This is a genomic window from Ruegeria sp. YKSF070, assembly GCF_059612725.1.
On the sequence record NZ_JBXWRD010000086.1, the window covers coordinates 1 to 9918 of the forward strand.

General features: G+C 64.6%; 13 protein-coding genes and 1 riboswitch. Of the genes, 1 reads left to right on the top strand and 12 read right to left on the bottom strand.

The genetic code is table 11. From position 1 onward, the window contains the following. Nucleotides 1–1293, top strand: a 1293-nt coding sequence (locus AC2FL1_RS22770; protein WP_496878439.1) for a substrate-binding domain-containing protein, incomplete at its 5' end; no start/stop codon positions are given. Nucleotides 1294–1358: 65 nt separating this feature from the next. Here AC2FL1_RS22770 and radC read toward each other — a convergent pair. The 12 genes from radC to AC2FL1_RS22830 form a co-directional block, all read right to left on the bottom strand. After that, nucleotides 1359–2084, bottom strand: coding sequence for a RadC family protein (radC, locus tag AC2FL1_RS22775; RefSeq protein ID WP_496878440.1), 726 nt, complete (start codon nucleotides 2082–2084; stop codon nucleotides 1359–1361). A 66-nt stretch (nucleotides 2085–2150) separates the two neighbouring features. Continuing rightward, nucleotides 2151–2885 carry an ABC transporter permease gene (locus AC2FL1_RS22780; protein ID WP_496827297.1) on the bottom strand — a complete coding sequence of 245 codons (735 nt, stop codon included), beginning with the start codon at nucleotides 2883–2885 and terminating at the stop codon, nucleotides 2151–2153. After that, the gene (locus AC2FL1_RS22785) at nucleotides 2882–3610 is read right to left on the bottom strand and encodes an ABC transporter ATP-binding protein (RefSeq protein ID WP_496878441.1); all 729 of its coding nucleotides are present in this window, start codon (nucleotides 3608–3610) and stop codon (nucleotides 2882–2884) included. Before AC2FL1_RS22785 ends, AC2FL1_RS22780 begins: the two co-directional genes overlap by 4 nt. Continuing rightward, nucleotides 3607–4287 (bottom strand): TenA family protein, encoded by a 681-nt coding sequence (locus AC2FL1_RS22790; RefSeq protein ID WP_496878442.1) that lies wholly within the window; start codon nucleotides 4285–4287, stop codon nucleotides 3607–3609. The genes AC2FL1_RS22785 and AC2FL1_RS22790 overlap by 4 nt, the downstream gene beginning before the upstream one ends. Further along, nucleotides 4284–5219 carry an ABC transporter substrate-binding protein gene (locus AC2FL1_RS22795; protein ID WP_496878443.1) on the bottom strand — a complete coding sequence of 312 codons (936 nt, stop codon included), beginning with the start codon at nucleotides 5217–5219 and terminating at the stop codon, nucleotides 4284–4286. The genes AC2FL1_RS22790 and AC2FL1_RS22795 overlap by 4 nt, the downstream gene beginning before the upstream one ends. Before the next feature lie 13 nt (nucleotides 5220–5232). Then, entirely contained in the window at nucleotides 5233–6198 is a 966-nt protein-coding gene (locus AC2FL1_RS22800; protein ID WP_496878444.1) for a ThiF family adenylyltransferase, read from the bottom strand. Then, nucleotides 6195–6791, bottom strand: coding sequence for a thiamine phosphate synthase (locus AC2FL1_RS22805; RefSeq protein WP_496878445.1), 597 nt, complete (start codon nucleotides 6789–6791; stop codon nucleotides 6195–6197). Before AC2FL1_RS22805 ends, AC2FL1_RS22800 begins: the two co-directional genes overlap by 4 nt. Beyond that, nucleotides 6788–7552, bottom strand: coding sequence for a thiazole synthase (locus tag AC2FL1_RS22810; RefSeq protein WP_496878446.1), 765 nt, complete (start codon nucleotides 7550–7552; stop codon nucleotides 6788–6790). Before AC2FL1_RS22810 ends, AC2FL1_RS22805 begins: the two co-directional genes overlap by 4 nt. Before the next feature lie 3 nt (nucleotides 7553–7555). Further along, nucleotides 7556–7750, bottom strand: coding sequence for a sulfur carrier protein ThiS (thiS, locus tag AC2FL1_RS22815; RefSeq protein WP_496878447.1), 195 nt, complete (start codon nucleotides 7748–7750; stop codon nucleotides 7556–7558). Continuing rightward, nucleotides 7734–8711 (bottom strand): FAD-dependent oxidoreductase, encoded by a 978-nt coding sequence (locus tag AC2FL1_RS22820; protein WP_496878448.1) that lies wholly within the window; start codon nucleotides 8709–8711, stop codon nucleotides 7734–7736. The genes thiS and AC2FL1_RS22820 overlap by 17 nt, the downstream gene beginning before the upstream one ends. Continuing rightward, the gene (gene thiD / locus AC2FL1_RS22825) at nucleotides 8708–9511 is read right to left on the bottom strand and encodes a bifunctional hydroxymethylpyrimidine kinase/phosphomethylpyrimidine kinase (protein ID WP_496878449.1); all 804 of its coding nucleotides are present in this window, start codon (nucleotides 9509–9511) and stop codon (nucleotides 8708–8710) included. The genes AC2FL1_RS22820 and thiD overlap by 4 nt, the downstream gene beginning before the upstream one ends. A 44-nt stretch (nucleotides 9512–9555) precedes the next feature. Continuing rightward, nucleotides 9556–9660, bottom strand: a riboswitch (TPP riboswitch). Between the two features lie 142 nt (nucleotides 9661–9802). Next, nucleotides 9803–9918 (bottom strand): hypothetical protein (locus tag AC2FL1_RS22830; RefSeq protein WP_496878450.1); only part of this gene is annotated, 116 nt, incomplete at its 5' end.

Sequence of the window (9918 nt, forward strand, 5' to 3'; positions counted from 1 at the left end):
ATGGCCGAGGTGCTGCTGCCCGCACTGATCGAAGGCTTTGCCTTGCGCAACCGCATGCAGACCCGACGCGAGACCGAATCCGAGAGCCGGTTTAGCTATCTTCTTTTCAAGGCAGGCAGCGAACGGCCTCAGGCCCGGTTCACCTTTCGCGTCAGCACCACCGACGAAGGTTTTGCCGACCTGCTGGCCGACGAGGCCGATCTGGTCATGGCCCTGCGCGAGATCCGGCCAGATGAGCGCAGGCGGGCGCTGGAACTGGGCCTGGGCGACATGACCGACAGCAACCGCTCGCGGGTTCTGGCTCTGGATGCGATGGTGCCCGTGGTGGCGCCGGTCAATCCGGTGCGACAGATCTCTGCCCCGCAACTGGCACAGGTCTTTGCCGGCGAGATCGAGAACTGGGCCGAGCTCGGCGGCCCCGATGCCCCCATCGCGCTACACTTGCCGGTCGCAGGCTCGGGACTGGCGCAGGCCGTCGAGGACCGCTTGCTGTTACCAGTCGGCAAAACGCTGCCCGAGACGGTCGCACGCCATGACCGTTCCAGCCTGCTTGCCCGTGCGGTCGCCGTCGACCCGTTTGCCATCGGCATCGCCAGCTATTCCGAAACCGGAACCGCCAGGGCGTTGACCCTGACAGGGGATTGCGGCTTTTCCGTCGCCGCAACCCGGCGCAACATCAAGACCGAGGATTATCCGCTCAATTCGCCCATGTTCCTTTACATGCCCGCGCGCCGCCTGCCCAAACTGGCACGGGAGTTCATGGCCTACATGCGCAGCCCGGCTGCCCAGATCGTGATTCGCCGTGCCGGATTCGTAGATCAGGCGCCAGAGTTGATCCCGGTCGCGGTCCAGGGAAACCGGCTGGCCAATGCCATCGCAGCCGCTGGTGCCGAGGTCCCCCTCACTGAGTTGCAACGACTCGTATCCACGCTGTTTGGGATGCAACGGCTCAGCCTCTCTTTCCGATTCGAGACCGGATCCTCGCGCCCTGATGCGCAGTCGCGGACCAATATCGCACAACTGGCTCAGGAATTGGAAAGCGGTGCCTATGACGCGCGCCAAATGCTCTTTGTCGGGTTCAGCGACGGTGATGGTGCCGCCGAGGGCAACGCCCGCATTGCCCTGAAACGGGCCGAGGCGGTGCGTGACGCGGTGTTGCAGGCGGCCGAAACACTGGACTCGGCGCGGGTCGAAATCTCGGTCGATGCCTTTGGCGAGGCGCTGCCGATGGCCTGCGATGACAGCGACTGGGGCCGTCAGGTCAATCGCCGGGTCGAGGTCTGGGTCAAGTAACCCCTTCATTTCGCCTGAAATACTCCGGGGGAGTCGCGGCCCTGCCGCGACGGGGGCAGCGCCCCCTATAGAAACCCTTCGGAGCGGAAGCTCAATTCGACCGATTTTCCGATGATCAGGTGGTCGTGCAGCGTTATCCCCAGCGCCTCACACGCGGCCCGGATCCGCGCCGTCATGTCGATATCCGATTGCGACGGTGTCGGGTCTCCTGATGGGTGGTTGTGCACCAGGATCAGCGCCGAGGCGTTCAACTCCAGCGCCCGCTTGGCAACCTCCCGCGGATAGACCGGCACGTGATCGACCGTCCCGCGCGCCTGTTCCTCATCCGCGATCAGCACGTTCTTGCGGTCCAGGTAGAAGACCCTGAACTGTTCGGTCTCGCGATGCGCCATGGTGGTGTGGCAATAATCCAGCAGCGCATCCCAACTGGAAATCACCTGCCGCTGCATCACCCGTGCGCGGGCCATGCGGTGGGCGCTGGCCTCCAGTATCTTGAGGTCGGTGATCACCGCCTCGCCCACCCCCTTGACCTCGGCCAGCCGCTCCACAGGGGCGGTCAGAACCCTGTTGAAATCGCCAAACGCATCGAGCAGCAGCCGCGCCAGCGGCTTCACATCCTGGCGGGGGATCGAGCGGAACAGCACCAGCTCCAGCAACTCGTAATCCGGCAGCGCCGCCGCACCGCCCGTCATGAACCGCTCGCGTAACCGCTTGCGATGATCCCGGATGTAGGACGGCAACCGCCCCGAGGGCAGCGGCATCTCCGGCGCTTCGTCCATGTCGAACAGCATCGGGGCCTCGGATAAACCAGTCTGGCGCATGGCAATCAGCCTCGCCCCGAATCGGTTTCCGACTGGTTAACGCTCGCCTGCCATTCTTTGGGTTGCCCGCCGCATCGCGAGATGCAGCAGCACCGACAGCACGCCCAAGGTCAGCATGGCGGCGAACATCAGGTCGGTCTTGGCGCGGCCATTGGCCAAGAGCATCAGGTACCCCAACCCCTTTGACGCACCCACCCATTCACCGATCACCGCGCCGATCGGCGCATAGACCGCCGCCAGCCGCAGTCCCGAGGCCAGTTGCGGCAGCGCCGCCGGCACCCGGATATGCCAAAGCACCGCACGCGGGCTGGCCTGCATGGTACGGGCAAGGTCAAGGTATCCCACCGGCGTCCGCATCAGTCCGTCGAAAAACGCCGCCGTGATCGGAAAATAGATGATCAGCACCGCCATCGCCACCTTGGACCACAGCCCATAGCCCAGCCACAGCGTCAGGATCGGAGCCAGCGCAAAGACCGGCAGCGCCTGGGTAAAGACCAGCATCGGCTGCACCAGAACCCGTGCGATCCGCGAACTGGCCAGCTGCAACGCCGTGACCACGCCAAGCACCGCGCCACAGGCGAGACCGATCAGAACCTCCAGCGCCGTCACCGCCGTATGCTCGGCGATCAGCCAGCGGCTCTGCCACCAGGTTTCGGCCACCAGAGCAGGGCCGGGCAAGATGAATCGCGGCAGGTCGGTCAGGCTCACCACCACCTGCCAGATCGCTAGCGCAAAAAGGGTTGCCGCAACAGCGGGGAGCCAGCGTGTCATTGCCCACCCTCCCGCAGCATCCTGAGCAGCGCAGCCTGGCATTCCAGCGTCGCAGCGTCATCCACCGCGCGCGGCATCTCTGCCGTTGGCGGTGCGACCGGTGTCAACCTAGCGGCAGTCATCACCTGGATCGAATGACCCAGCCGCGCCGCCTCGGCCGGGTCGTGCGTCACCAACAGCACGGTCCGGCAGGCCAGCAGTTCGGCGGCCAGCTCCTGCATATCGGCGCGGGTGCGCGCATCGAGCGCCGAGAAGGGCTCGTCCAGCAGCACAACGGGCTTGTCCTCCATCAGGGTGCGCGCCAGCGCCACGCGCTGGCGTTGTCCTCCTGACAGCTCCGCCGGGCGCTTGCCTGCATGATCGATCAGACGCACCCGACGCAGCAAATCGTCCAGCCGCGCACGGTCCACCTGTTCACCCCGCAGCCGCGCGCCCAGCGCCACGTTCTGCGCGACGCTGGCCCAGGGCAGCAGCAAGTCGTCCTGCGCCATATAGGCCACTCGCGCCGCCACCGGCACACCGTCAGACGCGGTGATCGTGCCGCTGAACACCGCCCCGGTCTCCAACCCCGCAATCAGCCGCAGCACCGTTGATTTGCCGACGCCGGACCCGCCCAAGAGACAGGTCCATTGCGCCGCCTCCAACCGCAAGGTCAGCGGCGCGAACAGGGGCGCGCCGTCGATGCTGGCGCTGCCAGCAACGGTGATCGCGGGGGCCGGTGTCACGGGGTCAGCCCCATCTGCCAAAAGCCGACTTCCAGTTCCGTCGCGGTGCGAAAGGTCCGGCACAACCGCTCCCAACGCGGCGAGGCTTCGAAATCGGCGCCAATTCGTCTTGTTAGAGCCTGATCCATCAGTTCACCCACCGCCTTGCAGGCAGATTGATAGTCGGGACCGGCATAGGTGTCGATCCAGCTCTTGTAGCGCTCGCTCGTCGCCTCTGCCGCCGAACGCGCGCCGATCTCGCCATAGCCCATGACACAGGGCGCCAGCGCCGCCAGCAGATCGGCCAGATCGCCGCTATACCCGGCCTCGAGCACAAAACGGGTATAGGCGAGGTTTTCGGGCCGCTCGGGCGTGGCAAAAAGCGCGTCCTTCGAGATCCCCGCCGCCTCGCACACCCCGATATGGAGCTGCATCTCCTCGGCCACAAGCGCGTTGACGGTGCCAACAGCGGCCAGCATTTCGGCATGGGTCTCCCCCTTGACCACCGCCAGCGCCCAGGCGCGGGCGAAGTGGATCAGGAAAACGTAATCCTGCCGCAGGTATTGCAGGAAAGCATCGTGTGGCAGGCTGCCATCCTTCATCCCTTCGACAAAGGCGTGGCGGGTATGATCCCGCCACGGCTGGCCTGCCACCGCGCGCATCAGACCAAAGGCGTGGCCATAATCCGGCGCGCTCATTCGGCGGTCACGTCGATGGTGATGGCCGAGACCGGGTTGACGCTGTCAATCAGGCCGGTGTCCTTCAGAAACGCCTCGAACCGGGCATAGCGGCCCGCGTCGAACCCGGCGGGACGCAGCGCAAAGCGCGGCAGCGTATCCACCCAGGCGCGCTTGTTCAGCTCGTCCTGCAACTCGGGCGAAGTCGCCGAGAAGATTTCCCAGCTTGCTTGCGGGTTGTTGACGATGAACTGCGTCGCCTTCTCGGTCGCCTCGAGGAAGCGCACGATCTTGCCGGCATCCATCCGGTCGGGGTTAGCGACATAGATCAGCTCGTCATAAGACGGCACGCCCTCTTCCTCGATGTAAAAGCAGCGGCCCGGCACTCCCTCGATATCCATCTGATTCAACTCAAAATTTCGGTAAGCGCCAATCACCGCGTCGACCTGCCCACTCATCAGCGCGGGCGAGAGAGAGAAGTTCACGTTGATCATCTCGACGTCGCTGAGCGCGACACCGTATTTGCCCAAAACCGTTGTCAGGATCGCCTCTTCGACGCCGGCGACGGAGAAACCGATCTTCTTGCCCTTGAGATCGGCGGGCGATTTGATCGGGCCGTCTTCAAGCACCAGCAGGCAGTTGAGCGGCGTGGCGACCAGCGTGCCGACACGTTTCAGGGGCAGCCCCTCGTGGATTTGCAGGTGCAGTTGCGGCTGATAGCTGACCGCCAGATCGGCCTGACCGGCCGCCACCAGGCGCGGCGGGGCCGAGGGGTCGGCAGGGGCCACGATTTCCACAGTTAGACCCTGTTCCGCGAAATATCCCTTTTCCTGCGCCACGATGATCGGGCCGTGGTCGGGGTTGATGAACCAATCGAGCAGCAGGGTCATCTTGTCCTGCGCCAGAGCGGGCGTTGCAACGAGCAGCGCCAATGCGGTTACCAGGTGTTTCATATCGCGTTTCCTTTCATGAGGTGGCGGCCGCGACGAGGACGATCTCGCCCGGCCAATCCGGTTGCAACTGTTCCGCGGCGCGCCAGGCCCTGAGGCCGGTGGCACAGCACAAAGCCAGTCGTTTTCCTTTGTTAGTGTCTGTTATTGCTATCTCTGATGTCGTCATGCGGCGGGCTGACGGGTGTGCTGGATGGGGCGCTTCGGACTCGCTGCGCAACTCAATGACGAGGTCATCGGCGGTCAGGTCCGAGGGCGCGACAAAACGGAAGGCAGTTGCCGGTTCCGGCGCGCCGTCAAAGCGGAACGCGCTATTGCGCCAGGTTCGCGCATCAACGTGCACCAACTGCCCGAGCGGTGAAGGCATCAGCCCAAGCAACACCGAAAGCGCCATTTGTGCCTGCATAGAGCCTAGTATGGAGACAACCGGACCCAGCACGCCAGTGGTCGCGCAACTTGCTGCGCTGTCCGGTGCATCGGGGAACACCGCGCGCAGGCTGGGTGCGCCGCCACAGAAGCCGCCGACGTATCCGCCCAGCCCCAGAACCGAGGCGCTGATCAGCGGTTTACCCAGCGCGTAGCAGGTGTCACTGAGCAGATAGCTGGCCGCATAGCTGTCGGCGCAATCCAGCACCAGATCGGCGTTTTGACTGTTTTGTATGACGTTTTCCGGGGTTATTGACCGTTTTGTACCGGTCAGGACAATCCCGGAATTGAGCGCGCTACAGCGTTCGGCGGCGGCCTCGGCCTTGGGCTGGCCGACATCAGCCTCGGTGAACAGCGTCTGGCGATGCAGGTTCGACAGCTCGATCACGTCGCCATCAAAGATGTCGATCCAGCCCACCCCTGCCCCGGCAAGGATCGGCAGCGCGGGCGCTGCCAGCCCCCCGGCCCCGACCACCAGCACGCGGGCATCGGCCAGCCGAGCCTGCCCCTCAACCCCAACCTGCGGCAGCATCATCTGGCGGGCGTAGCGGCTCATCTGGTGGCCTCGATCCATTGACGCACCCGTGCCTCGGGGTCGGCATTCAAGGTGATGTCGGTGACGACCGAGACGATATCGGCCCCGGCACCCAGCACGCCCGGCGCACGCTCGACGCTCATGCCGCCGATACCCACCAACGGGATGGCGCCGACACGCGCCTTCCATTCGGTGACGCGCGGCAGACCCTGCTGATGCCATTTCATCTGTTTCAGGATGGTCGGATAGACCGGGCCAAGCGCCACATAGTCCGGGTCCAAGCCCAGCACCCGCTCCAACTCGTCATCGTCATGGGTGGAGACGCCGAGCCGTAGACCTGCCTTGCGGATCGCGGGCAGATCGGCCTCGTCCAGATCCTCTTGCCCCAGATGCAGCCAGTCGCAACCCGCGTCGATGGCGACCTGCCAATAGTCGTTGATGACCAGCACCGCGCCTTGGGCGCGGCAGAGGTCGCGCGCGGTGGCAATCTCGGCGCGGATCACCGCGTCCGGCTGCTCCTTGATCCTCAGTTGCACCAGCTTGACCCCAAGCGGCAGCATCCGGCGCAGCCAGTCGGTATGGTCGAAGATCGGATAGAACCGGTCGAGCGTCATGACAGGAAAGCCTTTCCTATGACAGGGGTCGAGGCGCTGGCCATATCGCGCGCCTCGATCGGGTCGGCGCGATGCGCCAGTTGCCCGGCCTGAATGGCCAGCGCCATGGCGCGCGCCATATCCGCCGGATCGCCCGCGCGGGCCACGGCGGTGTTGAGCAGAACCGCGTCATAGCCAAGCTCCATCGCGCGGGCGGCATGGCTGGGCAGGCCGATGCCCGCATCGACCACCAGCGGCACATCGGGAAACTCGGCCCGCATGGCGCGAAGCGCGTATTCGTTGTTCAGCCCCCGGCCCGAGCCGATCGGCGCGCCCCAGGGCATCAGCACTTCACAGCCTGCTGCCAGCAGGCGCTCGCCGACGATCAGGTCGTCGGTGGTATAGGGGAACACCTGAAACCCGTCCTCGGTCAGGATGCGCGCGGCCTCGACCAGACCGAAGACATCCGGTTGCAGGCTGTCGGTATGGCCGATCAGTTCCAGCTTGATCCAGGGCGTGCCGAACACCTCGCGCGCCATATGGGCGGTGGTCACCGCCTCTTTCACCGTGTGACAGCCGGCGGTGTTGGGCAGGATCAGCACACCCAGATCGCGGATCATCGACCAGAATGTCTGTCCCGCCCCGGATTCCCGCCGCAGTGACACAGTCGCCACCCCCGCTCCGCTGGCGCGGAACGCCCGTTCCAGGGTCGCGGGGCTGGGATATTGCGCGGTGCCCAGCATCAGCGGGTTCGGCAAATCGGTTCCGTAAAAGCTGCGCATGTTTCAGCCCCCCTGCATCGGGGCGAGCACCTCGACCCGGTCGCCATCGTTCAGCCGATGCGCGCCGCGCAGGGACGAGGGCACAAAGCTTTCGTTCACCGCAGTGGCAACGCGGCCTGACAGGCCGCATTCAGCCAGCAGTGCGGCCAGGGTTTCGGCCTCAACCTCGCGCGGCGCGCCATTAAGCACGATCTTCATCAACCAACTCCGTGTGAATGTTGTTCAGCGCCAGATCCGCGACTCCCTGCGCCAGCGCAGGCGCCAGCAGATAGCCATGGCGATAAAGGCCATTGGCATAAATGGTCCGTCCCAGCCGCCGGATGCGCGGCAGGTTGTCGGGAAAGGCCGGGCGCAGATCGACGCCGATTTCCAGCACCTCTGCCTCGCCAAAGGCGGGGTTCAAAGCGTAGGCGGCGCTGAGCAGTTCCAGCATCGAGCGGGCTGTGATACGGCCGCTATCCTCGCTCTCGATCATCGTTGCACCCAGCATGTAGACATTGTCGCTGCGCGGCACGACATAAAGCGGCATGCGCGGGTGCAGCAGACGAACTGGCCTTGTTAGAGCCATATCCGGAGCGCGAATGACCAACATCTCCCCTTTGACGCCACGCAGGTCATGCAGGACCTCGCGCGCGTGCAGGCCGCGACAGTCGATGGCATTCTTCAGCCCGGCAGGGGCGGGTTTGCGGTGAAACTGGACCCCCTTGTCAGTGAGACCGCGATAGAGGTCCGAGAGCGCGCGACGCGGGTCAAGATGCGCCTCGTCCAGAAAATGGAGACCCTTGGAGAAGGCGGTCAGATCAGGCTCTAATTCGGCGATCTCAGCTTGGATGACTTCGGTAAACCCTTCCGTCCGGCGGGCAAAGCGGCGCAGGTCCGGCAGGTCGCGCGGATTGGCCACCACCAGGGTGCCGCGCCGGGTGACGGTGGTGTGCTGCGCCCACCATGTGATGGCCTGCTGGCCCAGGCGCAACACCGGTTCCTCGGCGTTTTCATACTCGCACCAAGGCGCCAGCATACCGCCTGCCCACCAGCTGCACCCATGTGGGCCGGGCGGACCGGAGGGGTCGAACACCTGCACCTGTGCGCCGCGCGCGACCAGTTCGGTCGCCACCGCGAGGCCGGCAACGCCCGCGCCTATGACCGACCAGAGCCTCATGCGGACCAGACCCGATGGAAGTGATGCACCGGACCGTGACCTTGGCCCACTTGCAGATCGTCGGCGGCAATGATCGCGCCTTGCAGATAGGTATGCGCCTCTTGCACCGCGCTTTTCAGGGTCAGCCCCTTCGCAAGACCGGCGGCAATCGCTGAACTCAGCGTACAGCCTGTGCCGTGTGTGTTCTTGGTTGCCCGGCGTGGTGCGGTAAGCTCGGCCAACACGCCTTCAGGGCCCACCATAAGATCATGACAGATCGCTCCGCTGGCATGCCCACCCTTCATCAGAACCGCATCCGCGCCCAGCGCGACCAGGGCGCGGCCTTGAGCGGTTACCTCGTTCAAGGACCCGGCGTCATTGGTCTCCAACAAGCGCGCTGCTTCGGGCAGATTTGGGGTCAGCACCGATGCGCGCGGCACAAGCAGACGCCGGAGCGCCCCGATTGCTTCTGCCGCCAGCAACACGTCACCCGATTTCGCAACCATGACCGGATCCAGCACGATTGGCCCGTAAAACCCGGCAATGGCATCGGCCACGACCCCGATGATCTCGGGTGTCGCCAGCATGCCGATCTTGATCGCCTTCACATCAAGATCGCCCAGAACCGCGTCGATCTGCGCCCCGATAATCTGCGTTGGGATACCATGCACCGCCGTCACCGCACAGGTGTTCTGCGCGGTCACCGCCGTGATCACCGAGGCGCCATAGACAGACATCGCCGACATTGCCTTCAGATCGGCCTGGATGCCTGCGCCGCCACCGCTGTCGGATCCCGCTATTGTCAAGGCAATCGCTGCCATGTCCGCTACTCCAGTTTAGGGGCAACGGGGGCATGGAAAACGTCCGATATCGATAGACCGTTCCCTACGCCGGTATTGCCCGGATCAGGTTCGATGGGTTGACGCAGCCGCGTCTCTCAGCCCCAAACGGGGCACCCCAACGGTTGCGCGCACCTTCTCAGGTGACGCCACGGTAATCAAGAGAAAATTGACTAACGGAAAAGGGCGGGCACCAAATGGCACCCGCCCCTGTCTTCATTCCGCCGAAAATACTCCGGGGGAGTCGCCGTCAGGCGGCGGGGGCAGCGCCCCCTAGCCTTTCATCCCGTCCCAAAAGGACTTGACCGAGGAAAAGAAGCTCTTGGTCTCGGGATTGTTGTCTTCGCTCAGCTCGTCGAATTCGCGCAACAACTCTTTCTGCTTGCTGG

What these genes read in the sequence shown, in the direction of transcription:
- AC2FL1_RS22820 (WP_496878448.1), bottom strand. Translation starts at nt 8,711, where the DNA reads ATGAGGCTCTGGTCGGTCATAGGCGCGGGCGTTGCCGGCCTCGCGGTG.
- AC2FL1_RS22800 (WP_496878444.1), bottom strand. Translation starts at nt 6,198, where the DNA reads ATGAGCCGCTACGCCCGCCAGATGATGCTGCCGCAGGTTGGGGTTGAG.
- thiS (WP_496878447.1), bottom strand. Translation starts at nt 7,750, where the DNA reads ATGAAGATCGTGCTTAATGGCGCGCCGCGCGAGGTTGAGGCCGAAACC.
- radC (WP_496878440.1), bottom strand. Translation starts at nt 2,084, where the DNA reads ATGCTGTTCGACATGGACGAAGCGCCGGAGATGCCGCTGCCCTCGGGG.
- thiD (WP_496878449.1), bottom strand. Translation starts at nt 9,511, where the DNA reads ATGGCAGCGATTGCCTTGACAATAGCGGGATCCGACAGCGGTGGCGGC.
- AC2FL1_RS22795 (WP_496878443.1), bottom strand. Translation starts at nt 5,219, where the DNA reads ATGAAACACCTGGTAACCGCATTGGCGCTGCTCGTTGCAACGCCCGCT.
- AC2FL1_RS22810 (WP_496878446.1), bottom strand. Translation starts at nt 7,552, where the DNA reads ATGCGCAGCTTTTACGGAACCGATTTGCCGAACCCGCTGATGCTGGGC.
- AC2FL1_RS22790 (WP_496878442.1), bottom strand. Translation starts at nt 4,287, where the DNA reads ATGAGCGCGCCGGATTATGGCCACGCCTTTGGTCTGATGCGCGCGGTG.
- AC2FL1_RS22805 (WP_496878445.1), bottom strand. Translation starts at nt 6,791, where the DNA reads ATGACGCTCGACCGGTTCTATCCGATCTTCGACCATACCGACTGGCTG.
- AC2FL1_RS22780 (WP_496827297.1), bottom strand. Translation starts at nt 2,885, where the DNA reads ATGACACGCTGGCTCCCCGCTGTTGCGGCAACCCTTTTTGCGCTAGCG.